Origin of the sequence: Kitasatospora mediocidica KCTC 9733 (assembly GCF_000744225.1) — a bacterium.
In the GTDB taxonomy this organism is placed as follows: Bacteria; Actinomycetota; Actinomycetes; order Streptomycetales; family Streptomycetaceae; genus Kitasatospora; species Kitasatospora mediocidica.
Window position 1 is genome coordinate 87,972 of sequence record NZ_JQLN01000002.1, and the last position, 24,861, is coordinate 112,832.

Annotated in this window: 30 protein-coding genes and 1 tRNA gene; 21 read left to right on the forward strand and 10 right to left on the reverse strand. The window is 71.2% G+C overall.

Annotation, left to right across the window (positions count from 1 at the left end):
- Position 1: 1 nt before the first annotated feature.
- Entirely contained in the window at positions 2 to 418 is a 417-nt protein-coding gene (locus BS80_RS04540) for an SsgA family sporulation/cell division regulator (protein ID WP_035793496.1), read from the reverse strand.
- A 281-nt stretch (positions 419 to 699) separates the two neighbouring features.
- On the opposite strand from BS80_RS04540, the gene BS80_RS04545 reads away from it, so the two are divergent.
- On the forward strand, positions 700 to 1,848 hold the full coding sequence (locus BS80_RS04545) for an RDD family protein (RefSeq protein WP_035793498.1): 1,149 nt from the start codon (positions 700 to 702) through the stop codon (positions 1,846 to 1,848).
- Between the two features lie 79 nt (positions 1,849 to 1,927).
- Positions 1,928 to 2,617, forward strand: coding sequence for an RDD family protein (locus BS80_RS38500; RefSeq protein ID WP_035793500.1), 690 nt, complete (start codon positions 1,928 to 1,930; stop codon positions 2,615 to 2,617).
- A gap of 110 nt (positions 2,618 to 2,727) precedes the next feature.
- On the opposite strand, the gene BS80_RS04555 is transcribed toward BS80_RS38500, so the two are convergent.
- Entirely contained in the window at positions 2,728 to 3,018 is a 291-nt protein-coding gene (locus BS80_RS04555; protein WP_035793503.1) for a hypothetical protein, read from the reverse strand.
- Between the two features lie 236 nt (positions 3,019 to 3,254).
- On the opposite strand from BS80_RS04555, the gene BS80_RS04560 reads away from it, so the two are divergent.
- The 5 genes from BS80_RS04560 (at position 3,255) to BS80_RS04580 (ending at position 8,128) form a co-directional block, all read left to right on the forward strand.
- Positions 3,255 to 4,055 carry an endonuclease V gene (locus BS80_RS04560; RefSeq protein ID WP_232246359.1) on the forward strand — a complete coding sequence of 267 codons (801 nt, stop codon included), beginning with the start codon at positions 3,255 to 3,257 and terminating at the stop codon, positions 4,053 to 4,055.
- A 198-nt stretch (positions 4,056 to 4,253) separates the two neighbouring features.
- The gene (locus tag BS80_RS43430; protein ID WP_035793507.1) at positions 4,254 to 4,874 is read left to right on the forward strand and encodes a DUF2563 family protein; all 621 of its coding nucleotides are present in this window, start codon (positions 4,254 to 4,256) and stop codon (positions 4,872 to 4,874) included.
- Positions 4,875 to 4,968: 94 nt separating this feature from the next.
- The gene (locus BS80_RS04570; protein WP_198045436.1) at positions 4,969 to 6,384 is read left to right on the forward strand and encodes a WXG100 family type VII secretion target; all 1,416 of its coding nucleotides are present in this window, start codon (positions 4,969 to 4,971) and stop codon (positions 6,382 to 6,384) included.
- 64 nt (positions 6,385 to 6,448) lie between these two features.
- On the forward strand, positions 6,449 to 7,657 hold the full coding sequence (gene mycP / locus BS80_RS04575) for a type VII secretion-associated serine protease mycosin (protein WP_051965998.1): 1,209 nt from the start codon (positions 6,449 to 6,451) through the stop codon (positions 7,655 to 7,657).
- Positions 7,658 to 7,741: 84 nt separating this feature from the next.
- Entirely contained in the window at positions 7,742 to 8,128 is a 387-nt protein-coding gene (locus tag BS80_RS04580) for a VOC family protein (protein ID WP_035793513.1), read from the forward strand.
- A 31-nt stretch (positions 8,129 to 8,159) separates the two neighbouring features.
- Here the strand turns inward: BS80_RS04580 and BS80_RS04585 are convergent, their stop codons facing one another.
- Both BS80_RS04585 and BS80_RS04590 read right to left on the reverse strand, forming a co-directional pair.
- Positions 8,160 to 8,474, reverse strand: a complete 315-nt coding sequence (locus BS80_RS04585) for a hypothetical protein (protein ID WP_157535913.1) — start codon at positions 8,472 to 8,474, stop codon at positions 8,160 to 8,162.
- Between the two features lie 67 nt (positions 8,475 to 8,541).
- Positions 8,542 to 9,018, reverse strand: a complete 477-nt coding sequence (locus BS80_RS04590) for a hypothetical protein (RefSeq protein WP_051966000.1) — start codon at positions 9,016 to 9,018, stop codon at positions 8,542 to 8,544.
- Between the two features lie 304 nt (positions 9,019 to 9,322).
- Here BS80_RS04590 and BS80_RS04595 point away from each other — a divergent pair, with 304 nt between their 5' ends.
- The gene (locus BS80_RS04595) at positions 9,323 to 10,375 is read left to right on the forward strand and encodes a hypothetical protein (RefSeq protein ID WP_051966002.1); all 1,053 of its coding nucleotides are present in this window, start codon (positions 9,323 to 9,325) and stop codon (positions 10,373 to 10,375) included.
- A gap of 28 nt (positions 10,376 to 10,403) precedes the next feature.
- On the opposite strand, the gene BS80_RS04600 is transcribed toward BS80_RS04595, so the two are convergent.
- Together BS80_RS04600 and BS80_RS04605 are read right to left on the reverse strand one after the other, a co-directional pair.
- Entirely contained in the window at positions 10,404 to 11,000 is a 597-nt protein-coding gene (locus BS80_RS04600) for an isochorismatase family protein (protein ID WP_035793520.1), read from the reverse strand.
- Positions 11,001 to 11,096: 96 nt separating this feature from the next.
- Complete coding sequence (locus BS80_RS04605; protein WP_051966004.1) at positions 11,097 to 12,449, reverse strand: nicotinate phosphoribosyltransferase; 1,353 nt, start codon at positions 12,447 to 12,449, stop codon at positions 11,097 to 11,099.
- A 210-nt stretch (positions 12,450 to 12,659) separates the two neighbouring features.
- Here BS80_RS04605 and clpS point away from each other — a divergent pair, with 210 nt between their 5' ends.
- The 7 genes from clpS to BS80_RS04635 all read left to right on the forward strand — a co-directional run bounded on the left by clpS (position 12,660) and on the right by BS80_RS04635 (position 17,233).
- Positions 12,660 to 12,953, forward strand: a complete 294-nt coding sequence (gene clpS / locus BS80_RS04610; protein WP_035793524.1) for an ATP-dependent Clp protease adapter ClpS — start codon at positions 12,660 to 12,662, stop codon at positions 12,951 to 12,953.
- Positions 12,954 to 13,025: 72 nt separating this feature from the next.
- A complete protein-coding gene (locus BS80_RS04615; RefSeq protein WP_035793526.1) occupies positions 13,026 to 13,601 on the forward strand; it encodes a DUF2017 domain-containing protein in 576 nt (191 codons plus the stop codon).
- A gap of 125 nt (positions 13,602 to 13,726) precedes the next feature.
- A complete protein-coding gene (locus BS80_RS04620) occupies positions 13,727 to 15,175 on the forward strand; it encodes an amino acid permease (protein ID WP_051966006.1) in 1,449 nt (482 codons plus the stop codon).
- A 34-nt stretch (positions 15,176 to 15,209) separates the two neighbouring features.
- Positions 15,210 to 15,641, forward strand: coding sequence for a Mov34/MPN/PAD-1 family protein (locus tag BS80_RS04625; RefSeq protein WP_035793528.1), 432 nt, complete (start codon positions 15,210 to 15,212; stop codon positions 15,639 to 15,641).
- 119 nt (positions 15,642 to 15,760) lie between these two features.
- Entirely contained in the window at positions 15,761 to 15,877 is a 117-nt protein-coding gene (locus BS80_RS43770) for a putative leader peptide (RefSeq protein ID WP_332262152.1), read from the forward strand.
- Positions 15,878 to 15,986: 109 nt separating this feature from the next.
- Entirely contained in the window at positions 15,987 to 16,265 is a 279-nt protein-coding gene (locus BS80_RS04630; RefSeq protein ID WP_035793537.1) for a MoaD/ThiS family protein, read from the forward strand.
- The gene (locus BS80_RS04635) at positions 16,265 to 17,233 is read left to right on the forward strand and encodes a PLP-dependent cysteine synthase family protein (protein WP_035793539.1); all 969 of its coding nucleotides are present in this window, start codon (positions 16,265 to 16,267) and stop codon (positions 17,231 to 17,233) included. The genes BS80_RS04630 and BS80_RS04635 overlap by 1 nt, the downstream gene beginning before the upstream one ends.
- Before the next feature lie 39 nt (positions 17,234 to 17,272).
- Here BS80_RS04635 and BS80_RS39005 read toward each other — a convergent pair whose 3' ends face one another.
- Positions 17,273 to 17,785 (reverse strand): type II toxin-antitoxin system PemK/MazF family toxin, encoded by a 513-nt coding sequence (locus BS80_RS39005; RefSeq protein WP_083974239.1) that lies wholly within the window; start codon positions 17,783 to 17,785, stop codon positions 17,273 to 17,275.
- Between the two features lie 172 nt (positions 17,786 to 17,957).
- Here BS80_RS39005 and BS80_RS04645 point away from each other — a divergent pair, with 172 nt between their 5' ends.
- Together BS80_RS04645 and BS80_RS04650 are read left to right on the forward strand one after the other, a co-directional pair.
- A complete protein-coding gene (locus BS80_RS04645) occupies positions 17,958 to 18,152 on the forward strand; it encodes a MerR family transcriptional regulator (protein WP_035793837.1) in 195 nt (64 codons plus the stop codon).
- A 201-nt stretch (positions 18,153 to 18,353) separates the two neighbouring features.
- The gene (locus BS80_RS04650) at positions 18,354 to 19,100 is read left to right on the forward strand and encodes an MBL fold metallo-hydrolase (protein WP_035793541.1); all 747 of its coding nucleotides are present in this window, start codon (positions 18,354 to 18,356) and stop codon (positions 19,098 to 19,100) included.
- A gap of 70 nt (positions 19,101 to 19,170) precedes the next feature.
- On the opposite strand, the gene BS80_RS04655 is transcribed toward BS80_RS04650, so the two are convergent.
- On the reverse strand, positions 19,171 to 20,445 hold the full coding sequence (locus BS80_RS04655) for a PTS transporter subunit EIIC (RefSeq protein WP_083974241.1): 1,275 nt from the start codon (positions 20,443 to 20,445) through the stop codon (positions 19,171 to 19,173).
- 383 nt (positions 20,446 to 20,828) lie between these two features.
- Positions 20,829 to 22,076 (reverse strand): PTS transporter subunit EIIC, encoded by a 1,248-nt coding sequence (locus tag BS80_RS04660; protein ID WP_035793543.1) that lies wholly within the window; start codon positions 22,074 to 22,076, stop codon positions 20,829 to 20,831.
- 372 nt (positions 22,077 to 22,448) lie between these two features.
- On the opposite strand from BS80_RS04660, the gene BS80_RS04665 reads away from it, so the two are divergent.
- The 4 genes from BS80_RS04665 (at position 22,449) to rdgB (ending at position 24,684) form a co-directional block, all read left to right on the forward strand.
- The gene (locus BS80_RS04665; protein ID WP_035793544.1) at positions 22,449 to 22,682 is read left to right on the forward strand and encodes a glucose PTS transporter subunit EIIB; all 234 of its coding nucleotides are present in this window, start codon (positions 22,449 to 22,451) and stop codon (positions 22,680 to 22,682) included.
- Between the two features lie 104 nt (positions 22,683 to 22,786).
- Complete coding sequence (gene rph, locus BS80_RS04670) at positions 22,787 to 23,512, forward strand: ribonuclease PH (protein WP_035793545.1); 726 nt, start codon at positions 22,787 to 22,789, stop codon at positions 23,510 to 23,512.
- A 150-nt stretch (positions 23,513 to 23,662) separates the two neighbouring features.
- Complete coding sequence (locus BS80_RS04675; protein ID WP_035793546.1) at positions 23,663 to 24,052, forward strand: hypothetical protein; 390 nt, start codon at positions 23,663 to 23,665, stop codon at positions 24,050 to 24,052.
- A 20-nt stretch (positions 24,053 to 24,072) separates the two neighbouring features.
- A complete protein-coding gene (gene rdgB, locus BS80_RS04680; protein WP_035793548.1) occupies positions 24,073 to 24,684 on the forward strand; it encodes an RdgB/HAM1 family non-canonical purine NTP pyrophosphatase in 612 nt (203 codons plus the stop codon).
- A gap of 63 nt (positions 24,685 to 24,747) precedes the next feature.
- Here rdgB and BS80_RS04685 read toward each other — a convergent pair.
- Positions 24,748 to 24,832: transfer RNA gene (locus tag BS80_RS04685), tRNA-Leu, on the reverse strand.
- Positions 24,833 to 24,861: the final 29 nt, after the last annotated feature.

Genomic DNA, 24,861 nt, shown 5'->3' on the forward strand with positions numbered 1-24,861 from the left:
GTCACGCCAGCAGCTCGGCGAGCGAGCTGTCGAGGTCCAGCGCCGCCAGCTCGCAGCCCGGGGGCACCAGCCGGTGCGCCCGCTCCAGCCAGGAGGCGACGGCGGGCAGCGGCGCCTCCAGCAGCGCGTCCCCGGCCGGGGAGGTCAGGGCGAGGCAGAGTACGCTGCGCCGGCCGGCCCGGGTCGGCCAGATCCGCACGTCGCCCTGTCCGCACGGGCGGAACGTCCCCTCGACCAGCAGCTCGCGGGAGAACACCCAGGTCACCGGGGTCCCGGTGTCCAGGTGGAAGGTGATGTGGACGGCGTACGGGTCGTGGCTCCCGTAGGAGAGCCGGGCCGGGACGGGCACGCTGCGCTCCGGGGAGACCACCAGGTTCAGTTCGAGCTCGTGCTCGACCACGCTCGGGCTGTGGTCCATGATGCGGTTCCTCTCGGGTCTTCCGGGGCCTGCTGAAGGCCTTGTCACCATGGGAGAGCGCGGGGAGGGGTGGTTCTTACACACCTTCTCGGTGCCAATCCGGGGACGCTGGGCGCGGCGGGGACGCGGGCAGTCGTCGGCAGACAGCCAAGCGTGCGGAGCGGATGGCCGTCTCGGTAATCGACAACTTCCGCCCGAGCGGGTCCGGAGGCACTACCCTTTGTGACTGCCCGGCGACGTGGCGTGTGTCCCGCCGACCGTGCACAGGAGAGTAGATCTGAATGTCGGACCAGCCCTCGGTTGCCAGCGTGGACACGGCCGTCGTCCCCTCGCCCGGCTACTACCCGGACCCGTCCGTCCCGGGGTTCGTGCGCTACTGGAACGGTGGTGCCTGGGTGCCCGGGACCAGCAGGGCGGCACCCGCCGCCGGTGAGGTGTTGGAGGTGCCGCGGTTCGCGGTGCGGCCGAACCCGCGGCCGAACGCCCGGTACATCCCGCCGCCGGTGGCGGTGCCGCCGGTCCAGCCGACCGAGACGGGGCCGGTGTTCCTGGACCAGACGTCGGCGGGGGCCGTGTTCACCATGGCGCCGGAGCTGGCGGACGGGTCCGCCTGGCGGGCTGACCCGCAGACGCAGCGCGGGCTGATGGAGACCGGGACGGCGCCGCGCTGGGTGTCTTGGGGGGTGACGGAGGCGGCGGCGTCCGAGGCGGTGGAGTTGGCGGTTCCGGAGGCGGCAGAAGCCTCGGTGGCTTCGGTGCCGGAGGTCGTGGAGGCGGTGGCGCCGGTGGTGGAGGCGCCGGTGGAGGCGCCGGTGGTGGCGGCGCTGCCGGCGCTGGTGCCGGTGCCCTCGGCGTCCGTGGTTGTGCGTCAGAAGTCGGCCGAGTCGACTTCCCCTCACTCCGCGCACCGGAAGCGCCCGGCCGTGCCCGCGCGGCCGGCCCCGCTGAGACCGGCCGCGCTCGGTCGTCGGGTGGCCGCCCGTCTGCTCGACGGCCTCATCCTCGTCGCAGTCGCCGCCGCGACCGCTCTGCCGTTCGTCGCCGACACCGAGGCGCATGTGCAGGTCAGGCTCGCGCAGGCACGGACCGCCAGTCTGCTGACGGGCCGGGAGGTGCAGGTCTGGCTGGTCGACGGCGTGGTCCTCGGGCGGCTCGCGCTGCTCCTCGGAGTCCTGCTCGTAGCCGGGCTCCTCGTCGAGGTGCTCCCCACCGCCCGCACCGGCCGGACCCTCGGCAAGCGCCTGCTGGGCCTGCGCGTCGTCCGGACGGACGGCCGTCGGCCCCCGACGCTGGCCCGTTCACTGGCTCGCTGGCTGGTCGGGCAGCTCTGCGTCCTGACGGTGCTGAGCCTGTTCGCGGTGCTGTTCGACCGTCAGGGGCGCCGCGGCTGGCACGACCGGGCGGCCGGGACGAGGGTGGTCGAGAGCTGAGACCCGGATGGAGTGATGGCGTGGACAAAACGGGCTAAATATCCGCACTTCGTAGTATTTGCGGTGATCTACTCTCTTCATGAGTACTTACGACCCCTCGAACCCTGAGCCGGAGGGGGACGGCAAGCCCTCCTTCGACAAGCAGCCGCCGCACCCGGGCTCGCAGGCCAACGGGACGCCCACGTCCGGTTCGCCGTACGACGCCACGCCGCCCCCGTCCGCCGAGCCGTTTGGCGGCGCGCCCTATGGCGTGCGCCCCGGCGGTCCGTACGACTCCGATCCGAGCGCGCCGCACGGTCAACCGGGGTACGGGACCTCCGGCCGGGGTGTACCGACTGCCGTGCCCGGCATGCCGCCGCTCGGCAGCTGGTTCAACCGGATCGTGGCCCGCGTGATCGACTATGTGCTCATCCAGGTCATCGCCTTCCTGCTGGTCCTGCCGTTCACCGGTTTCGGCAGTCGGGACGGCTGGACCGGTGGCGTCTGGCTCTTCTACGGCCTGTACCTGATCTACGAGGGCACGATGCTCTCGCGGGACGGCCAGACGCTGGGCAAGAAGATGATGAACGTCCGGGCCGCGATGCTCATCGACGGCAGCAGCCCGACCGGCTCGGCCGGGTGGACGCGGGCCGCCGTCTACACGCTGCCCGCGGTGCTGTGCTGCGGGCTGTGGTGGGTGGTCAACGGAATGTTCGGCGTGTTCGACAAGCCGTACCGCCAGTGCATCCACGACAAGGCGGCGAAGACCGTGGTGGTCTCCACGGCGTGACGCTTCGGCTGCCGGGCCGCCGTCGGGCGCATGCAGGGCCGCTGCCGGGTTGCCGGTGGCGGCCTTGTTGGTATCGGTTGGCGGGTTGGCGGGTTGGCGGGTTGGCGGGTTCAGCGGGCGCCCGGGGCGGGGAGCCGGGCGTAGCCGGCCTCGGGGAGCGGCTCGGCGTCCGCCGCGGTGGCGGTGGCCGGTGCCGCGGGCGCGGGCGCCGGTGCCGGTGCGGAGGTGGTGCGCCGGGGGGAGACGAGGGTGGCGGCGAACGCCCCGACGGCCACCGAGAGCGCCACGAGCAGCGCGATCTCGGGGAAGGCGGTGGCGCCGGATACCGCGAGCAGGACCAGCGTGGTGGCGACGACGGTGCAGGTGCCGGTGCAGACCCTGGCGGCGAGTGAATGCGGCATGGCTGTCCGTCCTTCGCGCATCGGTGGACCGGGGCTGAGTCGCCCCGCAGGAGTCTTACCCCGTAGGCGAGTTCGGTAAGTTCAGCCTAACCGGGCATATGCGGGGGGCACAGGGGGCGCATGGACTCATGCCCCGCGCGACCGTGCCGTACGGGACGCGGGAGGCAGGGCGGATACGGTGATGGCGGCGGTGGCAGTGGGCCGACTGCCGTACCCGAAACGCACTGGGGGAGTCCGTGACCGACAGCCGTTCGTCGATCAGCCCTGTCGACCTGGCCGGTTGGCCGCGCACCGAGGAGGAGGCCGTCGCCGAACAGGTGCGCCTGCGCCCGCTCGTCGAGGCCTTCGGTGCGGTCCCGCCGTCTGCGAAGGGCCAGGGCCGGGGCGGGGAGAGGGTTCTGGTGGCGGGGGTGGATGTGGCCTACGACGACGAGAACGACATCGTCGCGGCGGCGGCCGTCCTGCTAGACCTGCACACGCTGGAGGTGGTCGAGGAGGCCACCGCCGTCGGCCGGATCGCCTTCCCCTACGTGCCCGGCCTGCTGGCGTTCCGCGAACTCCCGGCGGTGATCGATGCGTTGGCCGCACTCGGCCGGGTCCCCGACCTGGTGGTCTGCGACGGCTACGGCCTGGCGCATCCGCGACGCCTCGGACTGGCCAGCCACCTCGGCGTCCTCACCGGCCTGCGGACGCTGGGGGTGGCCAAGACGCCCTTCACGTTCAGCCACCAACTCCCGGGCGCCGAACGAGGCGAGTGGACCCCACTGGTGGACGACACGACCGGGGAGGAGGTGGGCCGGGCGGTCCGCACCCGGGCCGGGGTGAAGCCGGTCTTCGTGTCGGTCGGCCACCGGATCGGGCTCGCCGAGGCCGTCGACTGCGTCCTGGCCCTGACGCCCCGGTATCGCCTGCCGGAGACCACGCGACGGGCGGACTCGCTGTGCCGCCGGGCGCTGGCCGAACTGGCGGGGAAGCCTGCTGAGGGGGTGGGCCGGTTGGTGGCCGAGTCGGTGGGCCGGTCGGTGCCGGCATTCTGACGGTGCATGACACGCACGTTGCGTGGGGATTTAAACTGCGCTGGAAACGCGGGAGCGTGACGCAGTGAGGTCTGCCGGCGGCCGCCGGCAGACCCGTTCCGAGGACAGCGGGGGAGGCGCGGGTTCGTGGCCGACAAGGGGAACAGCGGCGCGGGCGCGGGGACTGGGACTGGCGCCGGAACGGGCTATCGGGTCGAGGTGGACAGCCTGAGGGCGTTCGCCGGACAGGTCCGAGGCCTGCTGAAGGAGTTCCAGTCGAGCGCGGACGGCGCCACCACGCACGCCCGCACCGGGATCGGCCGGGGCTCGTTCGGCACCTTCGCCGAGGCGAACGCCATCCACGACCAGTACGAGCTCATGCGGGACGGCCTGCGCGACGTGCTCAACGCGCTGCAGGAGGCCATCGACGAGGCCCAGCGCAAGGCCGACCAGACCGCCGCCAGTTACGAGGACCAGGAGCACCGGACGGCGCAGGGCCTCAAGGTCACCTCGGACGGCTGGTCGGTCGGCAGTGCGTCGGCGGCCTCCTCGGTGCCGTACGCCTCGTACGGGGCCGTGGTCGCCGGCGCGGCGGCCGGCGCGGCCGCGGGCCGGGCGGCGGCGAAGAGCACGGGCGGCGGCACCGCGGCGGACGCGGACCCGGCGTCGGAGCAGCTTCCGGACGGTGTGGGTGTGGGCACGGGAGCCCGTGTGGGTGTGGGTGGGGGTGCGGACGGCGAGGGGGAAGCTGGCGCAAGCACCGGCAAGGGCCGGCCCGCCAAGCCGCCCACCGGCACCGGCCCGGACGGCAACGGCGGCATCGCCCAACCGACATGGTGACCGCACCACACGGATCCAACGGGACGGGAGGCCTGCGGGCATGAGCTCCGATATCACCGACTTCAACAACTACAGCCACAGTGACCTGCGGAAGATGGCCCAGGCCATGAACTCGGGTGACGTGATGTCGGCCAGCGACCCCTGGCGCCGCGCGGCCGCGACCCTGAAGCAGATCCGAACGGCCCTCGACACCGCCTCCGGCGACGCGACCGACACCTGGGACGGCAGTACCAGCGACGCCTTCTACGCGAAGATGACCAAGCTCGCCAGTAGCGTCAACAACACGGCCGCGTACGCCAACGACACCGCGAACACCTTGCAGATGATGTCCGAGGCCATCGACGAGGCGAAGCGCGAAATGCCCGAGGAACCGGGATTCCTCGCCCAGGTCGGCAACGCGATCTCGGACACCGCGCAGTCGGCGGTGGGCATAGACGACGACAGTACGCAGATCCCGATCGCCGAGCGGAAGAAGGCGGAAGCGGTCGCGGTGATGCAGGCGCTGGCGAACAAGTACCGGACGGCTACACCGGTGTTGAAGCCACCGCCCATTCAAGGACCGGTCGACGTTGACGAGGTTCCCCCTCCAGATCCCACGGCTGCCGCTGCGGCCAGTTCCTTCGTCATGGGCGCGGGGCTCGGGGCTATCGGCGGCTACGCCACTTCGGTGCAGAAGCCTTCGACTCCTGCTTCCCGGACGACAGTTCCGGCAGTGGAGAGCCCCCGCACGTCGAGTGCGCGCTCCGCAGCCCCCACCGATGCGGGGATCCAGGGTGGGGTGGCCAACCCGGCTCCCAGGCCGGTCAAGAGCGTCGGTATCGGCGCTGAACTGCCCCCGGTGAGCGGGCAGCAGCCCTCCGACGCGGGGACGACCGGGGGCGGCGCGGGAACGAGCCTGGCCAATACCGGCAGCCTGGCAGTGAAACCGCTGCCGACGGCGGGTACGCCAGCCTCCGGTGGCGGCGCAGCCGTGACGGGCGGTGGAAGCGGTGCGATGCCGATGGGGTTCGGTGGCGGCCTCGTCGGGCGTGCTTCGGGCGCGACGCCGGCGAAGTGCGAGCCCATCGACGGCGGGCTCGTGGGCGAGGAGGTAGGCCCTGCCGGTTCTGGGCGGGCCGGCGGTTCCAGAGCAGGAGGGGCAGGAGCCGTCTTCGACCCCGAGGGCGCGCCGGCCGCCGGCGCGGCTCGACCTGCCGACTCGGGCGCCAGGGTCCGGGCCGGCGGGGCCGCCCGCCAGGCGCAGGGGGCGATCGGCGAGGCCGAGGGGGCGGAGAGCGCCGGGGGAGGACGCCAGAAGGCGTTCACCGAAGGCGGTACGGGCCTGGGCGCCCGTGGACGGGCACCGGTCGAGGTCGAGGGCGCCGGGACGGAACGTCCGGAGTTCCTGCCGGGCAACGCCCAGGAGCTGAAGCGGAAGAAGCGCCGCGAGGGCAAGCGTGCCGAGTACCTCGTCGAGGACGAGGAGACCTGGTTGCCGGACCAGGGCGTCAATCCGACCGTGGTGGAATGAGTTCCTGGCACGATGACATATCCGGGCGGCGGGGCGACCGCTCCGAGGAGTGGAGCGAGCAGGCATGACGACCAGCGTGCTGGTGCGGGGCATGGCCGTCCTTGCGGCAGGCACGCTGCTGTGGGGGCTGGGCGCGGGGCCGGCTGCGGCCGACAACATCCGTGACCAGCAATGGGCGTTGCAGCGCTATGGAGCGGAAAGCAGCGTCTGGCCGATCAGTCAGGGCGACGGTGTGACGGTCGCGGTCATCGACAGTGGTGTCGATGCGGTCCATCAGGACCTGACCGGACAGGTGGTCAACGGCGGGGACTTCACCGGAGGAACGTCCAACGGCCTGGTGGACGATCTGGGCCACGGAACCGGCATGGCCGGGCTGATCGCGGGGCACGGTCACGGTGACGGCGATGGATCCGGTGTGATGGGGTTGGCACCGAAGGCGAAGATCCTGCCGATCCGTGTTCCGCTGGACGACAACGGAGACTTCGCCGCAGGGCAGGAGTTGAACTTCGCCGGAGCGCTGCGCTATGCCGTGGACCATGGGGCGAAGGTCGTCAATATGTCCTTTTACGTGGGAGGACTCCGGCTGAACGCTGATGCCAGGGCGGCGGTCGACTATGCGATCAGCCGGGATGTCGTCCTGGTCGCCGCAACGGGCAATCTCGGAAATGTCAGTGGTGCTCCGGTGAGCTATCCGGCGGCCTTCCCGGGAGTTGTGGCTGTCGGCGCCATTGACCAGAAGGGCGCGCTCTGGGACCGGTCGAATCAGGGACCGGAGATCAGCCTGGTTGCACCGGGAGTTGGCATCTACAGCCCCGGGAACAGGTCGTCCGCCGATTATCGCTACACCTCCGGCACCTCCGACGCCACCGCCTACGTCTCCGCCATCGCCGCCCTCGTCCGTTCCAAGTACCCCGCCCTCTCCGCCGGGCAGGTCATCAACCGGATGATCACCAGCGCCGCCGCGCCCCCCGACGGCAGCAAGGTGCCCAACGACCGCTACGGCTACGGCATCGCCTCCCCCTCCAAGGCGTTGGCGCCGAATCCGGCGGTGGACAACGGGTCCACCGCCAATCCGCTGCTCAGCCGGCCGGAGTCGCAGGGGGCGCCGGAGTCGGCGCTTCCGGTGGTGCCGGTGGCGGCGGGGAAGGCGGCTTCGGGGGCGGTGCCGCTCTGGCTGGTCGGTGTCGGTGGGGTGTTGGTGGTGCTGGTCGTGCTGGGGATCGTCGTCCTGGTCCGGCGGGGCCGGCGCCCGCGCCCGCACCCGTACCGCTGACCTGTCCTGAGCAGGCAGTTCGCCCTGCGCCTGCGTGCTGAGGCTGCCTCACACCCTGGCCGGCCGGGTGGTTAGGGTCGTGGCATGAGCAACGAAAGAGAGTTCTTCGCCGGCCTGCACCACGTCCAACTGGCGATCCCGCCGGGCGGGGAGGCGCAGTGCCGGGAGTTCTGGGGCGGGGTGCTGGGGATGACGGAGCTGGAGAAGCCGGCCGTGCTGGCGGCCCGGGGCGGGTGCTGGTTCCGGGGTGGCGGCCTGGAGGTGCATCTCGGGGTGGAGGAGGACTTCGTTCCGGCGCGCAAGGCGCATCCGGGGATTCTGGTGAACGGGCTGCCCGAGCTGGCGGACCGGCTGGAGGCACACGGTCATCCCGTCCAGTGGGACGCTGAGTTCCCGGGGCACGACCGGTTCTACGCCTTCGACAAGCTCGGCAACCGGTTGGAGTTCCTGGAGCCTCTCCGGACCGCGTAGTCCAACCAGGCGGGGGAGGCACGCGAGAAGGTCAGGTGGCTGCGGCGCCGGTCAGCTCGCGGGCCTCCAGATAGGCGTGGACCACCGCCATCCCGTACACCGGCTGGATCAGCTGCTGGCCCTTGAAGAACGGCCGGGCGGGGGCGAATCCGGCCGCGATGACCAGTTCCCGGATCTCCGCTATCTCCGCTTCGCTGCGCGCGGTGAAGCGGACCTCCCACCCCTTCTTGTACGTCGTGCCCGGCTCGCCCGTGCGGCGGGCGGGGTCGGGGCGCCGTACGTAGCCTGGCAGCCGGCCCATGCGCAGCTGTGCGGCGCTCAGACCTGATGTCTCGTCATGTGGCATGAGCTGATCGTAGGCAATGGTTGTGGCCCGGGTGCCGGGAGGGACTGAAGCTGGTGCGTGGCCCAGGTCACACGGCTTCCTGGGCGGCCAGCGCGCGCAGGGCGGTGCGCTGGACGAAGGCGAGCAGGACGACGGTGACGGCGCCCATCGCGACCGCGAAGGCCAGGTGGCCGAGGGTGGAGGTCGCCGCCATACCGAGGGCGCCGAGGGCGAGGTGGCTGCCGAGGCGCAGGGCGAGCAGGCCGATGGCGACCTTGCGGGTGCCCTTGCCGCGCCAGAGCGCCTTGGCGAGCCGCAGGCGCTTGCGCATCATGGTGAGCGAGAGGGTGATGTTGACGGCCGCCATCGCCACCAGGACCGGCCAGAGGTGGGGGTAGGCCTTCAGCAGGTCGTAGGCGGAGGCGAACACGGCCTCGAAGCCGAAGAACCAGACCGGCAGCTTCATGTCCTCGACGCCCGGGGCGTCCACTGCGGCGTCCACTGCGACCGCGGCGTCCACTGCGGCGTCTTCGGCGGTCTCGATGGTGGTGACGGTGTTGCTCATGGCGGTCCCCCGGCGGTCGTCTACCGGCCTCGCGTTGCCCGCCTCGCCGGTAAGACCGATTCTGCCGTGGATGGCACGCGTTGCGACAGCGAGTTCGGTCACCTGCCCCGGATGACAGATGTCATGCCGTCCGGGGCTTCACGCACCGCTCCGAGCCCGGTTTCGCAAGCGGTTTGCTCCGCATTACTCCGTTTGGGTGAGGGTATGGAGACTTTAGTGCAGGAGCGTCCCGATTTGACGACGGTTCAGTAACGGTGCGTCAGGTTGCGAATGCGGCGACCGGGTGACTGGGGAGGGTTGTCGCATGAGCTACCAGATTCCTTCCCCGGCCCCTTCGCTCGAAGAGCTGGCCCGCCGCCAGCAGAACGTGATCACGGCAAGTCAGCTGCGGGCCCGCGGAGTTCCCGCGCGGGTGGTCAGCGGACACTGCCGGCGCGGTGGCCCCTGGCAGCGGTTGCTGCCCCGGGTCTACCTGCTGCAGGAGAACGCCCCGACGCCTGAGCAGCGGATCTGGGCCGCGCTGCTCTACGCGGCCCAGAACGGTCGCGAGGAGGGTCGCCGGGAGGGTGCGGTGATCACCGGTGCGGCGGCCCTGGCGCTGTACGGCTTCGCCGCGGTGCCCCGGCTGCCCGCCGTCACCGGGGTGCAGGTGCTGGTGCCCCGCCAGCGCCGGCTGCGCGACGTCGGCGACGTCCGGATCCAGCGCACCGAACGGGAGTTGCAGGCCCGCGAGGTGCACGGGCTGGCCTGCGCCCCGGTGGCGCGGGCGGTCGCCGATGCGCTGCGCGAGTGGACGGACGAGGGCGCGCTGGACGCCGGGCTGTTCGGCCCGGGCCTGCTGCGCTCGGTGCTGCGCGAGGCCGTCGCGGCGCCGGCCGCCGGCGAGCGGTCGGCCTGCACGCTCGCCGAGCTGGTCACCGAGCTGCGTGAGGCGGACCTGCTCGGGGTGCCGCGGATCCGCGCCGCCCTGGACGAACTGCTGGCCGCCGAGCGGGAGTCACAGCTCGGCCGGATCGCCGAGCTGGTGGACGAGCAGCTGCTGCCCGCCCCGCTCGTCGGACCCGAACTGCGGATGCGCGGAGGGACGTTCGTCGCCGTGCCGGACCTCTACTGGCCGCAGGCCGCGGTCGCGGTGGAACTCGACTCCGGACTGCGCTGCGTCAGCGAGGGCGAGGCGGCCTGGGTGCGGACCGGACAGCACCGGATGGAGTACCTCGGGGTCCGGGTGGTGTACGTGTCCGGCGACCGGGTGGCCGCCGAACCCGAGGCGGTCGCCGAGGAGTTGCGGGAGGCGTTCGTGGCCGGCGGGGTGGACGTGGTGGAACTGCTGGTGACGCAGTGGCCGGACTGCGGCTGAGCACCGGACACCGCGCACGCCGGACCCGCTACGCGGCGCCGCCCAGCACCGGCGTGCCCGACAACTCCACACCCGCAGCGTGCAGTTCCTCCAACGCGGCCGCCGTGGTCGCCGCCGCGACCCCCGCCGTCAGGTCGAGCAGCACGCGCGTCGCGAAGCCCTCCCGTACGGCGTCCAGCGCGGTGGCCCGTACGCAGTGGTCGGTGGCGATGCCGACCAGGTCCAGCTCGGTGACCGAGCGGTCCCGCAGCCACTCGGTGAGCGTGCGGCCGTTCTCGTCGAAGCCCTCGAACCCGCTGTACGCGGCGGAGTGGGCGCCCTTCTCGAAGACCGCCTCGATCGCGCCGGACGTCACCGACGGCGCGAAGTTGGGGTGGAAGCCCACCCCCTCCGTCCCCGCCACGCAGTGCGGCGGCCAGCTGTCGACGAAGTCCGGCTGCGCCGAGAAGTGCGCCCCCGGGTCCAGATGGTGGTCCCGGGTGGCGAGGATGTGCGTGTAGTCGTCCCCGCTGGTGGCGATCAGTTCGGTGATCGCGGCCGCCACCTCGGCCCCGCCCGCGACGGGGAGGCTGCCGCCCTCGCAGAAGTCGTTCTGCACGTCGATCACGATCAGGGCCCGGTGCATCGCTTGCTTCCTCGCTGGCGGTCGGGGGACGGGGAGTGGGGCCACTCTAGGGAGTGGCGGTGACAGGGGGAAGAGGCGGAGTTCCGTCGGCGGGTCTCAGTGCAGCAGCAGCTCGGTGGCCAGCACCGGCTCGCCCTTGGAGAGCTGGGTGGCGGAGAGCGGCAGCCCGGCCCGTGCGCGCAGGTGGCGCTCGCGGGCGGCGGTCAGCGGTTCGCGTCCGACCACCTCGCCGCCGCGTACCAGCGGAACGTGCAGGTTGTGCGCGGTCAGCTCGGCGGGCTGCGGGCCGGTGCCGACGACCTCGGCCTCCGCCACCCCGTCGCGGTCGGGCCGCCGGGCGGCCCACTTGCGCCCGCCCACGCTGGTCTTGCCCCCCGCCGAACGCTTGGCGACCGGCACCAGCGGCGCGTCCGGATCGGCCGAGGCGGCCCGGGCGACCAACTTGTAGACCATCGCGCAGGTCGGGTGACCGCTGCCGGTGACCAGGCTGGTGCCGACCCCGTAGCCGTCCACCGGCGCCGCGGCGAGGGCGGCGATCGCGTACTCGTCGAGGTCGGAGGTGACGATGATCCGGGTCTTGTGGGCGCCCAGTTCGTCCAGTTGGCGGCGGACCCGGTGGGCCAGCAGGGTGAGGTCACCGGAGTCGATCCGGACGGCGCCGAGCGCGGGACCGGCCACCTCGACGGCGGTGCGGACCGCCTCGACGAGGTCGTAGGTGTCCACCAGCAGGGTCGTGCCGACGCCCATCGAGGCGAGCTGCGCGGTGAAGGCGTCCCGCTCGCTGTCGTGCAGCAGGGTGAAGGCGTGCGCGGCGGTGCCGGTGGTCGGGATGCCGTAGGTGAAGCCCGCCTCCAGGTCCGAGGTCGCGGCGAAGCCGGCGACGTACGCGGCCCGGGCGGCGGCCACGGCCGCGCCCTCGTGCGCCCGGCGGGCGCCCATCTCGATGCACGGCCGGTCGCCCGCGGCGGCGGTCATCCGGGAGGCCGCGGCGGCGATCGCCGAGTCGTGGTTGAGGATCGAGAGGATCACCGTCTCCAGGATGACGGCCTCCGCGAAGCTGCCCTCGACGGTGAGCAATGGGGAGCCGGGGAAGTAGACCTCGCCCTCCGGGTAGCCGTGGATGTCGCCGGAGAAGCGGTAGTCGGCCAGCCAGCGCAGGGTCTCCTCGTCCACCACGCGCTGGTCGGCCAGCCAGTCCAGCTGCGGGGTGGTGAAGCGGAAGTTCTCCACCGCGTCCAGCACCCGGCCGGTGCCGGCCAGGACGCCGTAGCGGCGGCCGTCGGGCAGGCGGCGGGTGAAGACCTCGAAGACCGAGCGGCGCTGCGCCGCGCCGCTGCGCAGTGCCGCCTGCAGCATGGTCAGCTCGTAGCGGTCGGTGAGCAGCGCGGTCGAACCGGCTGGCGGCTGGGTGGGCGCGGCCGACTGCGCCGCGAATGCCTTGGCGTCCATGAGGATGATGCTACTACGGCTTAGCGTCAGTTTGACGATTTCTCGGATGTCGCGGCACGGCGGATCCGACGCCCACAGCGGCGGCAGTCGGGTCGGGGGTCGGGCCGGCAGCCGGGGCGGAATCGCTCCGGCCTCGCCCGGATGGCAGCATGGGAAGCCAGAGCCTTTCCCCACCCGTGTCCCACCGTGCCCAGCTAGGAGAGCCCGCCAGTGAGCGTCGCGCCGGCCGAGATCGAACTCCCCGAGGCGGACAGCCTCCCGGTGGCGGAGCCGGACACACCCTGGGTGACCATCGTCCACAACGACCCGGTCAATCTGATGACCTACGTCCAGTACGTCTTCCAGGCCTACTTCGGCTACCCGAAGGAGAAGGCGCGCCAGCTGATGATGGACGTCCACAGTCGCGGTCGCGCGGTGGTCTCCAGCGGTTCGCGCGAGGAGATGGAACGTGACGTCCAGGCCATGCACGGCTACGGCCTGTGGGCCACCCTCCAGCACGACTGACACCGGCCACCGGGCGGTGTCCGCACTGATCTCCACATTGATGTCCAACGAACCGGAACGGGTTGCTTGACGATGGCTGGGTTGTTCGAGGGGACCGGCGACGGCGGAGCGGCGATCGCTCTGGAGGAGCTGGAGGCCGCCATCCTCCGCTCGCTGGAGGTGCAGATGCTGGAGCTGATCGGCCCGGGGCCCGGCGGTGAGAGCGAGGACCCGCTGGCCGCGCTCTTCGCCGAGGGCCCCACCGAGGCCCCCGCCGATCCGGCGCTGGCCCGGCTCTTCCCCGACGCCTACGGCGAGCCCGGTAAGCCCGTGGACCCGCAGACCAGGGCGGCGGCCGGCGAGTTCCGCCGCTACACCGAGCTCGACCTGCGGGCCCGCAAGCGCGACGACGCGCTGCTGGTGGTCCGCGCGCTGGACACCCTGGGCGGCGCCGGCGGCGTGGTCCGCGCCGCGGCCGGGGAGTGTCCGCGCTGGCTCTGCGCCTTCAACGACCTGCGACTCACCCTCGGCGCCCGCCTGGAGATCACCGAGGAGGACGAGCAGGGCCTCTACGACCTGCCGGACGAGGACCCGCGCAAGCCGCTGGTGATGGCCTACCTCTGGCTCGGCGCGCTGCAGGAGTCGCTGCTGGAGGCGATGACCGGCTGAGCACGCTCCGGAAGATCGTCCCGATCCGCCCGGTTTGCTCAAATAGCGCTCAGATGTGCACCGCTGACCGGTTTCCCCGTGGTACGACTGCCTGAATTCGACCGGCAGACACGAGGACGGTGCCCATGGCCGAGCAGACAGTCGACGACGTGGTGCGGACGCCGCCGGACGACGAGGAGGAGGGCTACGCCCGCGGGTTGGGCGGCCGCCAGATCCAGATGATCGCGATCGGCGGCGCGATCGGCACCGGGCTCTTCCTGGGCGCCGGAACCGCGATCTCCAAGGCCGGGCCGAGCCTGATCCTGGCCTACGCGATCGCCGGCGTGGTCATCTTCGTCATCATGCGGGCGCTCGGCGAACTGCTCACCTACCGGCCGGTGTCGGGCAGTTTCAGCGAGTACGCGCGCGAGTTCCTCGGCCCGTTCGCGGGCTACGTCACCGGCTGGACGTACTGGCTCTTCTGGGTGGTCACCGGCATGGCCGAGACCACCGCCGCCGCCGTGTACGTGAAGTACTGGGCGCCGGGCATCCCGCAGTGGCTCAGCGCGCTCTGCTTCCTGCTGGTGCTCTACGCCGCCAACCTGATCTCGGTGAAGCTCTTCGGGGAGATCGAGTTCTGGTTCTCGATGGTCAAGGTGACCGCGATCCTCGGGATGATCCTGATCGGGATCGGCGTGCTGACCCTGGGCTTCAGCAAGGCCGGTGACACCGCGTCGGTGACCCACCTGTGGCAGGACGGCGGCTTCTTCCCCAAGGGCGTCGGCTCCACCCTGATGACCCTGCAGATCGTGATGTTCGCCTACCTCGGCGTCGAACTGGTCGGCGTCACGGCCGGGGAGAGCGAGGACCCGGAGAAGACCCTGCCGCGGGCGATCAACACGCTTCCGCTGCGCATCGTGCTGTTCTACATCGGCTCGCTGGTGGTGATCCTCTCGCTGGTGCCGTGGACCGAGTTCCGGCCCGGCGTCAGCCCGTTCGTCGCCGCGTTCGGCAAAATCGGCATCCCGGCGGCGGCCGGCATCATCAACTTCGTGGTGCTCACCGCCGCGCTCTCCTCGTGCAACTCGGGCATGTACTCCACCGGCCGGATGCTGCGCGACCTGGCGATGCGAGGTCAGGCGCCGCGCCGGCTGACCGGTCTGAACAGGCGTCAGACCCCGGCCGCCGCGATCACCGCCTCCGCGCTGCTGATGGGCGCGGGCGTGCTGCTCAACGCGGTGGCCCCGGGCAAGGCCTTCGAGTACATCACCGCGGTGGCCACCGTCTGCGGGGTCTGGACCTGGGCGATCATCCTGGTCTGCCAGATCCGCTACCGCACCGCCTGGCAACGCGGGGACCTCCCCGAGCCCGGCTTCAAGGCCCCGGCGGGCCTGTGGAGCAGCTGGGCGGCGCTCGGCTTCCTCGGCGTGGTGGTGGTGCTGATCGCCTTCGACGCGGACAGCCGGATCTCGCTCTACGTCTTCCCGGTCTGGGCGGTGCTGCTGGTGATCGGCTATCAGGTGCTGCGGCGGACCCGGCCGCAGGCGGTGCGCGGGGCGGCCGAGGAGTACCTGCCGGTCGAGGGTCCACGGTGATCCCGGTCCGGTGGGGCGTGGCTATCCTGGCCGCATGCTGACCATCACCCGAGAGCTGCACGACGCGATCGTCGCCCACGCCCGTGCCGACCACCCGGACGAGGCCTGCGGAGTCGTCGCGGGCCCGGCCGGCAGCGGACGCCCCGAGCGGTTCATCCCGATGCTCAACGCGGCCCGTTCGCCGACCTTCTACGAGTTCGACTCCGCGGACCTGCTGAAGCTGTACCGCGAGATGGACGACCGGGACGAGGAGCCCGTCATCGTCTACCACTCGCACACCGCGACCGAGGCCTACCCCTCGCGCACCGACGTCAGCTACGCCTCCGAGCCGGAGGCCCACTACGTGCTGGTCTCGACCGCGGAGGGGACCGGTCCGCAGGACCCCTTCCAGTTCCGTTCGTTCCGCATCGTGGACGGTGAGATCACAGAGGAAGACGTCAAGATCGTCGGGTCGCCCGCGGCCTGACCTCGCGGGGCCCGTCGCAGCACCGCGGCGGGCCACCCGATCTCAGCCCGTGACACCAAACCATCCACGCTGCGAGACGGACATGACGGAACAGGGCCGGGAATCTATACGATGAGCCCATGCGTTCCCTCGATGTGAGCACCCAGGCCCCGGGCATCCGCCTCGTGGCGCGCCTGCACATCGACCTGTGCCGGCACGCCGCGGCGATCTGTCCCGACGTCGCCGCCCTGCGCTGAGCCGCCCACCGGCGAGAGCGCGGCACGACGCTCCACAGCACCGACGCCCTTCCCGCACCGCCCCCGCCGCGCCCCTGCGGCTCACCACCACCTCCACAGGAGCGCAGCCATGGCCATCGAGGTCCGCATCCCGACCATCCTCCGCACCTACACCGACGGCGCCAAGGCCGTCGAGGGCAGCGCCGCCACGATCGGGGAGCTCTTCGCCGACCTCGACGTCCGCCACCCGGGCATCGCCGCCCGCCTGCTGGACGCCGGCGAGCTGCGTCGCTTCGTCAACGTCTACCTGAACGACGAGGACGTCCGCTTCCTGGACGGCATCTCCACCGCCCTCAGCGACGGCGACAGCGTCACCATCCTCCCCGCCGTGGCCGGCGGATCGAAGTAATGAAGTACGACAGCCCGCTCGAAGCCGTCGGCAACACCCCGCTGGTCCGGCTGCCCCGGCTGTCCGCCGCGATTCCCGGCAACGGAGACGGGCGGGTCGCGCTCTGGGCCAAGCTGGAGGACCGCAACCCGACCGGCTCGATCAAGGACCGGCCGGCCCTGCACATGATCGAGCGGGCCGAGGCGGCCGGCCGGCTCACGCCGGGCTGCACCATCCTGGAGCCCACCAGCGGCAACACCGGCATCTCACTCGCCATGGCGGCCAAGCTCAAGGGCTACCGGATGGTCTGCGTGATGCCGGAGAACACCAGCGAGGAGCGGCGCGAGCTGCTGCGGATGTGGGGCGCGGAGATCATCGCCTCGCCCGCCGCCGGCGGCTCCAACACGGCGGTGCGGATTGCCAAGGAGATCGCCGCCGAGCACCCGGACTGGGTGATGCTCTACCAGTACGGCAACCCCGACAACGCCGGCGCGCACTACGCGACCACCGGCCCGGAGATCCTGGCCGACCTGCCGGGCATCACGCACTTCGTGGCGGGCCTGGGCACCACCGGCACCCTGATGGGCGTCGGGCGCTTCCTGCGCGAGAAGGTCCCGGGCGTGCAGATCGTCGCCGCCGAGCCGCGCTACGACGACCTGGTCTACGGGCTGCGCAACCTCGACGAGGGCTTCGTCCCCGAGCTGTACGACGCCGAGGTGCTCACCACCCGGTTCAGCGTCGGCTCGGCCGACGCCGTCCGCCGGACCCGCGAACTGCTGTCCGAGGAGGGCATCTTCGCGGGCGTCTCGACCGGCGCGATCCTGCACGCCGCGATCGGCGCCGCCCGCAAGGCGGCCGCCGCGGGTGAGCGCGCGGACGTGGCCTTCGTGGTCGCCGACGGCGGCTGGAAGTACCTCTCCACCGGCATCTACACCGCCGAGACGACCGAGGCGGCCGTCGAGGCGCTGCAGGGCCAGCTCTGGGCGTAACACTCCGCGACCGTCACGGCACCGACCCCGGGCCCGCCCTCAGCGCACCGCGCGCTGGGTGCGGGCCCAGGTCTGTGCGTCCACCGGTCCCACCCGGCGGCGGAAGTCGCTGAGCGGCACCTCGCGCAGCTCGTCCGTCTCCAGCCAGCTGGCGCGGCCCTGCTGGTCGCCGACCGTGCCGGGCGGCAGGGCCAGGACGCCGGGGCGTTCCGCGTGGTGCTTGCTGGTGATCTTCACGACGGTCGCCGTGCGGCGGTCCACCCGCAGCACCAGGCAGGGCCGGTCCTTGGCGCCGGGCCCGTCCTCGAACGGGACCTCGGCCCACCAGATCTCCCGGGGCGCGGGGGAGCCGGGCGGCGCCTGGGCGGGGCGCCGGCGCCGGGGGTGCGCCGGGCGGCTGAGGGCCGCTCGTCGGGGCGCTGCCGGGAGCGGACGAACGCGACGGCGGCGATGATCGCGAGCACGGCCAGGACGGGAACCAGCACATTCATGTGCTGACCGTACCGGTGTGACAGTCGAGGATTTATCCGTTTGGTGCTTCCGCTCTGTCACGGAACGACCACGGACCCCGTCGCGGCCTCAAGTCCCGTCGTTGTGCCGGAAAAGCTGATCGCGCACCGGGACCCCGGCCGACGGACCGTCACATGAACCCTGGTCCGGCCGCTCCCGCGTGCTCCGCATGTCCGAGTTCAGCCTCGGAACCCTCGCCCGGAGGTGGCACCAGATGAGCCCACGCAGCACGGAAGAGTGGTCCTACGCCGAGATCGCCCGCCATATCGGGGTCCAACCCGATACTGTCCGCAACTACCGCCGTCACGGCCTGCTGCCCGACCCGGACTTCGTCGACGCCGACGGGCACCCCCGCTGGTACGCCGACACCGTCCGGGAATGGGCCCGTCGCCGTCCCGGACACCGCTGAGCCCACCCGCCGAGACCCCCGTCACCCCCAAGCCCGCCGCCCCGCCCCGTTCTGGTGATTCCAGCCACAGCGCGGCACGGGGACGGGGGCAAAGTGCCCCTCCGCCCTTACTCTCGACACGCGAACGCAGCACTTACCCGCCGGTGCGACCCGGCGGTAACCCGCGTGCGCGCGGACCAGGATCCGGCGGAGGGGCTCGGGATGAAACTGACTGTGGTGGGGTGCTCGGGGACCTTCCCGTCCCCCGCTTCGCCGTGCTCCAGCTATCTGGTCGAGGCCGACGGCTACCGGCTCGTGGTCGACCTCGGCAACGGCGCGCTCGGCGCGCTGCAGAGCCACGTCGGCCTCTACGACGTGGACGCCGTCCTGCTCAGCCACCTGCACGCCGACCACTGCATCGACCTCTGCGCCTACTGGGTGGCCCGCAACTACCGCCAGGGCGGCTGCCCCGACCCGCTGCCGGTCTACGGCCCGCGCGACACCCCCGGCCGGCTCGCCCGCGCCTACGACATGCCCGAGCAGCCCGGGATGACCGAGGTCTTCGACTTCCGCACGCTGAGCCCCGGCACCTTCCGGCTCGGCCCGCTGACCGTCACCGCCGTCCAGGTCAACCACCCGGTCGAGGCCTACGCCTTCCGGATCGACCACGACGGCCGCTCGCTGGTCTACTCCGGCGACACGGGGGAGTGTCCGGCCCTGGTGGAACTCGCCCGCGACACCGATCTCTTCCTCTGCGAGGCGGCCTTCACGGACGGCAAGGAGACCTTCCAGGCGATCCACCTGAACGGCCGGGAGGCGGGCGAACACGCCGCTGCCGCCGGGGCCGGGCGCCTGGTGCTGACCCACATCCCGCCGTGGACCGACCCCGACCGCAACCTGCGCGACGCCGAGGCCGCCTACTCCGGCCCGGTGGAGGTCGCCAAGGCCGGTGCGGTGTACGAGATCTGACGCGACGTCCCGCAACGCCGAGGAGGCACCGACCCCGCCGGGTCGGTGCCTCCTCGGCGTGGACGGCCGATCAGGCCTTGGTGATGTCCTCGATCTCCTCGTCGCTCTCGCGACCGGGGGTCTTGAGGTCGAACTTGGTGATCGCGAAGCGGAAGACCACGTAGTAGATCACCGCGAAGACCAGGCCGATCGGGATGATCAGCCACGGCTTGGTCGCCAGGTGCCAGCTGAGCCCGTAGTCGATCGCGCCGGCCGAGAAGTTGAAGCCGATGTGCACGCCCATCGCCCAGGTCACGGCCATCGAGACGGCGGTGAGGACGGCGTGGATCACGTAGAGCATCGGGGCGACGAAGACGAACGAGAACTCGATCGGCTCGGTGACGCCGGTGACGAACGAGGTCAGCGCCAGCGACATCATCATGCCCATGACGGCCTTGCGGCGCTCCGGCTTGGCGCAGTGCGCGATGGCCAGGGCGGCGGCCGGCAGGGCGAACATCATGATCGGGAAGAAGCCCGAGGTGAACTGTCCGGCGGTGGGGTCGCCCGCGAAGAAGCGGGTGATGTCACCGTGCACGACGGTGCCGTCGGGCTTGGTGAAGTCACCGGCCTGGAACCAGGCGTAGGAGTTGACGAACTGGTGCATGCCGACCGGCAGCAGCCCGCGGTTGACCAGGCCGAACGCGCCCGCGCCGAACGCGCCGGCACCGATCAGGGTGTTGTTCAGGTGGCCGATGGCGTCGCCGACCGGGCCCCAGGTGTAGGCGAAGACGACGCCGACCGCGGTGCCGACGAAGGCCATGATGATCGGGACGAGCCGGCGGCCGTTGAAGAAGCCGAGCCAGTCCACCAGCTTGGTGCGGTGGTACTTCTGCCAGAGCACGGCGCTCAGCAGGCCGATGACCACGCCGCCGAGCACGCCCGGGTCCTGGTACGTCGGCGCGACCCACTTGCCGGCCGCGACGTGCCCCTCGGTGATCGGGAACGCGGTCAGCACGTTCTTGTAGATCAGGAAGCCGACCAGCGCCGCCAGCGCGGTGGAGCCGTCGGCCTTCTTGGCGAAGCCGATGGCGATGCCGACCGCGAAGAGCAGCGGCAGGTTGTCGAAGACCGCGTGACCGGCGGTGCTGAACACCGCGGCGACCTTGAGCCAGCCGAGGCCGTCCTTGCCGAAGACGTCGTCCTGGCCGAGCCGCAGCAGGATGCCGGCGGCCGGCAGCACGGCGATGGGCAGCTGGAGGCTGCGCCCCATCTTCTGCAGACCCTGAAGGAAGTTCTGTCCGAACGTCTTCAGTGGGGAGGGGCCCGGCGACGCGGCGGGCGCCGATGCCTGCTTGGTCGTACTCATGGGGGTGGTTCCTAACGGCAGGGCGGGTCGGTCGGGGTGCGGCCTGGTCCGACACGCGAACTGGTCTACACCACTAGTGGTGTAGACCAGTTTTGTAGCACGGCCCGAGAGGTCGGGGAACCCCCGGCAGCCCCGCAGGTGGGAAGCGCTATGAAATCGAAACCTTGTTGAGGATTAACGATCTTCGCTACCGACCGTGATGAGCCTTGGGGGCACTGGGCTCGGGTGCGTACGCGGGGAGTTTCGGGGGTGGCCGCAAGTGGTCTACACCATTTAGCGCAGCTCGCCTGCCGACGGGTCAGGGTACTAGGTCCTGTCCCGGAGTGCCGAAAGCCCCCGGAGTGGTGGTCCGGGGGCTTTCGGGGGCGGGTGTGTGCGGGGCGTCAGGCCTTGGTGACGTCCTCGACCTCGTCCTCGGGCTCGCGCCCGGGGGTGGTCAGGTTGAACTTCGTGATCATGACGCGGAAGAGCGTGTAGTAGACCACCGCGAAGCAGAGGCCGATCGGGATGATCAGCCAGGGCTTGGTGGCCAGCGTCCAGTTGATCAGGTAGTCGATCAGCCCGGCCGAGAAGCTGAACCCGTCGTGCACCCCGAGCCCCCAGGTGACGCCCATCGACAGCCCGGTCAGCAGCGCGTGCGCCACGTACAGCAGCGGCGCGACGTAGAGGAAGGAGTACTCGATCGGCTCGGTGACGCCGGTCACGAAGGAGGTCAGGGCGACCGAGATCATCAGGCCCGTCACCTCCTTGCGGCGGTGTGGCTTGGCGCTGTGCGCGATGGCCAGGGCGGCGGCCGGCAGCGCGAACATCATGATCGGGAAGAAGCCGGAGGTGAACTGTCCGGCCGTCGGGTCGCCCGCGAGGAAGCGGTTGATGTCACCGTTGAAGGTCTGTCCGGAGGCGTTGGTGTAGGTGCCGTACTGGAACCACATGAAGGTGTTCAGGAACTGGTGCAGGCCGACCACCAGCAGCCCCCGGTTGGCCACGCCGAAGAGGCCGGAGCCGAGCGAGCCGCGCTCGCTGAGGAAGTTGCTGAAGTGGGTCAGGCTGGTGCCGACCGGCGGCCAGACCCAGAGGCAGATCACCGCGAAGACCATGCCGACGAACGCCATGATCATCGGGACCAGGCGCCGGCCGTTGAAGAAGCCGAGCCAGTCGACCAGCTTGGTCCGGTGGAAGCGCAGCCAGAACCAGGACGTCAGCAGGCCCATCACGATGCCGCCGAACACCCCGGGGTTCTGGTAGGTCGGCGGTGTGGTGAGCGGCTTCACCGGGAACTGGTGGAGGATGTTGTAGTAGACGAGGAAGCCGGCCACCGCCGCCAGCGCGGTCGAACCGTCCGCCTTCTTGGCCATGCCGATGGCGACGCCCACACAGAACAGCAGGGGGAGGCCGAGTGAGGAGTCCAGCAGCGCGCCGCCCGCCCCGGCCAGCACCTTGGCCACGTCCGGCAGATCGGCGACCCGGCCCTGGGGCCCGAAGATGTCCGGCTGGCCCAGGCGGTTGAGAATGCCCGCCGCGGGGAGCACCGCGACGGGCAGTTGGAGGCTGCGGCCCATCTTCTGCAGACCGTTGTAGAAGCTCTGCCACCAGAGTCGCTCGGGTGGCACCGCGGTGTTCGCCGCACTCATCATGCTCCTCCGCTGCCGGCCGTCGAACGGCTCGCCCCGCGGTCCGGGCGGAGCGGGGGCGGGAACACTGCGGGCCGCCCCCGCGTTTTGGGAGTAGCCCGAAATTGGTGTAGACCAGTTGTGGTGCAGTCGTCCGCGCGCCGGGCCCGGGTCCCCACTCGTCCTCATCCTGAGAGGAAGATCCAGAACCCGCGCGCGGAACTGGTCCGAACGTGGACTAACGTGGCGGAACGGAACGAACCGGGTGATGCTGGTCGCGCCGGATCACGACCCGGGCGGCTGAGTCCGTGTCACACCGGCGGCACCGCACGGCACAGAGGCAGGACGGTCCCCGGCAAGGCTGCCGGTACGCCGAGACAGAGGGAGAAAGACATGGCCACCAAGGCTGAGAAGATCGTCGCCGGTCTCGGCGGTATCGAGAACATCGAAGAGGTCGAGGGCTGCATCACCCGCCTGCGCACCGAGGTGAAGGACGCCTCCCTCATCAACGAGGCCGCCCTCAAGGCCGCCGGTGCGCACGGCGTCGTCAAGATGGGCACCGCGATCCAGGTCGTCATCGGCACCGACGCCGACCCGATCGCCGCCGAGATCGAGGACATGATGTGACCCTGGTGTGACGCTCGCCATGCGCTGAGCCACACCCCGACGGCCCGTCACCGCATCGCGGCGGCGGGCCGTCGGTCTGCGCGGAACGACTAGGCTCAGACGCTATGTCACGTATCGACGGCCGCACCGCCGACCAGCTCCGCCCGATCACCATCGAGCGCGCCTGGAGCAAGCACGCCGAGGGCTCCGTCCTCGTTTCCTACGGGGACACCAAAGTCCTCTGCACCGCCAGCGTCACCGAGGGCGTCCCGCGCTGGCGCAAGGGCAGCGGGGAGGGCTGGGTCACCGCCGAGTACGCCATGCTGCCCCGCGCCACCAACACCCGTGGCGACCGTGAGTCCGTCCGCGGCAAGATCGGCGGGCGCACCCACGAGATCAGCCGCCTGATCGGCCGCTCGCTGCGGGCGGTCATCGACCACCGCGCCCTGGCAGAGAACACCATCGTGCTCGACTGCGACGTCCTGCAGGCGGACGGCGGCACCCGCACCGCCGCGATCACCGGCGCGTACGTCGCCCTGGTGGACGCCGTCTCCTGGGCCCGCGAGAAGAAGCTGCTGCGCGCCAAGGGCCAGCCGATCACCGGCGGCGTCAGCGCGGTCAGCGTCGGGATCATCGACGGCGTGCCGATGCTGGACCTCCGCTACGAGGAGGACGTCCGGGCCGAGACCGACATGAACATCGTCTGCACCTCGGACGGCCGCTTCGTCGAGGTCCAGGGCACCGCCGAGGGCGCGCCGTTCGACCGGGACCTGCTCAATCAGCTGCTCGACCTGGGCACCCTCGGCTGCGCCGAGCTCGACGAGATCCAGCGCAAGGTCCTGGAGGGCTGATCTGCCGCAACCAGGGCTGATCCGCTGTACAGGCCACCCGCCGAACCCGTACGGTTCCCCGCAGAAGCTCACGCGGGGAACCGCGGGCCGGTCCCCGGCCGTCGTTCTCCGGGAAGGCTCACCGTGCCACCGCCCGTACCGGAGGACCCGATGCCGCACAGCATCACCCGCCCCGCCACCCTCGCCGTGGCCGCGCTGCTCCTCGTCCTCCCGCTCAGCATCGTCAGTTGTTCCGCCGCCCAGAAGGCGATGGACTGCGGCAACACCGCGGTCCGGGTCGGCGGCGACCTGAACCAGCTGAACGACGCCTACAACAACTCCGGGAACAACCCGACGGCCGCCGGCAAGGCGCTGGCGAACCTGAAGAGCGACCTCGACAAGCTCGGCAAGAACGCGGGCAACACGGACGTCTCCAAGGCGGTCACCGACCTGCAGACCCAGGCCGACAAGACCCAGCAGGCGATAAACGCCAAGCAGGTGCCCGACCTCGGGCCGCTCGGCGACGCGGTGGGGAACCTGACGAAGGTCTGCGCGAGCTGACGGTCGATACGCTGGGGGTCATGACCTCTCCCCGACGCCTCGTCCTCGCCACCCGCAACCAGCACAAGGTCGCCGAGCTGCGTGCCATCCTCGCCACCGTCGGCCTCGACGTCGAACTCGTCGGCGCCGACGCCTACCCCGAGATCCCGGACGTGGCCGAGACCGGCGTGACCTTCGCGGAGAACGCCCTGCTCAAGGCTCACGCGCTGGCCCAGGCGACCGGACTGCCCGCCGTCGCGGACGACTCCGGCCTCTGCGTGGACGTGCTCGGCGGCGCCCCCGGCATCTTCTCCGCCCGCTGGGCCGGCAAGCACGGCGACGACCAGGCCAACCTGGACCTGCTGCTCGCCCAACTCTCCGACATCGCCCCCCCGCACCGCGCCGCCCACTTCGCCTGCGCCGCCGCCTTCGCCCTGCCGGACGGCACCGAACGCGTCGTGGAGGGCCGCCTGTCGGGCGACCTGCGCACCGCCCCCGCCGGCGCCGGCGGCTTCGGCTACGACCCCATCCTCCAGCCGCAGGGCGAGAGCCGGACCTGCGCCGAGCTGACGGCGGACGAGAAGAACGCCATCAGCCACCGCGGCCAGGCCTTCCGGGCGCTGGCACCGGTGGTGCGTGAGCTCCTGGGGTGAGGGGACATAACGAAGGCCCGTCAGTCGTTTGACTGCGGGCCTTCGTTATCAAGGCATATCTTGTGCGGCCGGAGGGATTCGAACCCTCACGGGATATCATCCCACCAGATCCTAAGTCTGGCGCGTCTGCCTGCTCCGCCACGGCCGCCTACTGCGGGCTATCGTACTTCTTCTTCC

Coding starts and splice junctions, on each gene's coding strand:
- BS80_RS04540 (WP_035793496.1), bottom strand. CDS start 418: ATGGACCACAGCCCGAGCGTGGTCGAGCACGAGCTCGAACTGAACCTG.
- BS80_RS04545 (WP_035793498.1), top strand. CDS start 700: ATGTCGGACCAGCCCTCGGTTGCCAGCGTGGACACGGCCGTCGTCCCC.
- BS80_RS38500 (WP_035793500.1), top strand. CDS start 1,928: ATGAGTACTTACGACCCCTCGAACCCTGAGCCGGAGGGGGACGGCAAG.
- BS80_RS04555 (WP_035793503.1), bottom strand. CDS start 3,018: ATGCCGCATTCACTCGCCGCCAGGGTCTGCACCGGCACCTGCACCGTC.
- BS80_RS04570 (WP_198045436.1), top strand. CDS start 4,969: ATGGCCCAGGCCATGAACTCGGGTGACGTGATGTCGGCCAGCGACCCC.
- mycP (WP_051965998.1), top strand. CDS start 6,449: ATGACGACCAGCGTGCTGGTGCGGGGCATGGCCGTCCTTGCGGCAGGC.
- BS80_RS04580 (WP_035793513.1), top strand. CDS start 7,742: ATGAGCAACGAAAGAGAGTTCTTCGCCGGCCTGCACCACGTCCAACTG.
- BS80_RS04585 (WP_157535913.1), bottom strand. CDS start 8,474: ATGCCACATGACGAGACATCAGGTCTGAGCGCCGCACAGCTGCGCATG.
- BS80_RS04590 (WP_051966000.1), bottom strand. CDS start 9,018: ATGAGCAACACCGTCACCACCATCGAGACCGCCGAAGACGCCGCAGTG.
- BS80_RS04595 (WP_051966002.1), top strand. CDS start 9,323: ATGAGCTACCAGATTCCTTCCCCGGCCCCTTCGCTCGAAGAGCTGGCC.
- BS80_RS04600 (WP_035793520.1), bottom strand. CDS start 11,000: ATGCACCGGGCCCTGATCGTGATCGACGTGCAGAACGACTTCTGCGAG.
- BS80_RS04605 (WP_051966004.1), bottom strand. CDS start 12,449: ATGGACGCCAAGGCATTCGCGGCGCAGTCGGCCGCGCCCACCCAGCCG.
- BS80_RS04615 (WP_035793526.1), top strand. CDS start 13,026: ATGGCTGGGTTGTTCGAGGGGACCGGCGACGGCGGAGCGGCGATCGCT.
- BS80_RS04620 (WP_051966006.1), top strand. CDS start 13,727: ATGGCCGAGCAGACAGTCGACGACGTGGTGCGGACGCCGCCGGACGAC.
- BS80_RS04625 (WP_035793528.1), top strand. CDS start 15,210: ATGCTGACCATCACCCGAGAGCTGCACGACGCGATCGTCGCCCACGCC.
- BS80_RS43770 (WP_332262152.1), top strand. CDS start 15,761: ATGCGTTCCCTCGATGTGAGCACCCAGGCCCCGGGCATCCGCCTCGTG.
- BS80_RS04630 (WP_035793537.1), top strand. CDS start 15,987: ATGGCCATCGAGGTCCGCATCCCGACCATCCTCCGCACCTACACCGAC.
- BS80_RS04635 (WP_035793539.1), top strand. CDS start 16,265: ATGAAGTACGACAGCCCGCTCGAAGCCGTCGGCAACACCCCGCTGGTC.
- BS80_RS04645 (WP_035793837.1), top strand. CDS start 17,958: ATGAGCCCACGCAGCACGGAAGAGTGGTCCTACGCCGAGATCGCCCGC.
- BS80_RS04650 (WP_035793541.1), top strand. CDS start 18,354: ATGAAACTGACTGTGGTGGGGTGCTCGGGGACCTTCCCGTCCCCCGCT.
- BS80_RS04655 (WP_083974241.1), bottom strand. CDS start 20,445: ATGAGTACGACCAAGCAGGCATCGGCGCCCGCCGCGTCGCCGGGCCCC.
- BS80_RS04660 (WP_035793543.1), bottom strand. CDS start 22,076: ATGAGTGCGGCGAACACCGCGGTGCCACCCGAGCGACTCTGGTGGCAG.
- BS80_RS04665 (WP_035793544.1), top strand. CDS start 22,449: ATGGCCACCAAGGCTGAGAAGATCGTCGCCGGTCTCGGCGGTATCGAG.
- rph (WP_035793545.1), top strand. CDS start 22,787: ATGTCACGTATCGACGGCCGCACCGCCGACCAGCTCCGCCCGATCACC.
- BS80_RS04675 (WP_035793546.1), top strand. CDS start 23,663: ATGCCGCACAGCATCACCCGCCCCGCCACCCTCGCCGTGGCCGCGCTG.
- rdgB (WP_035793548.1), top strand. CDS start 24,073: ATGACCTCTCCCCGACGCCTCGTCCTCGCCACCCGCAACCAGCACAAG.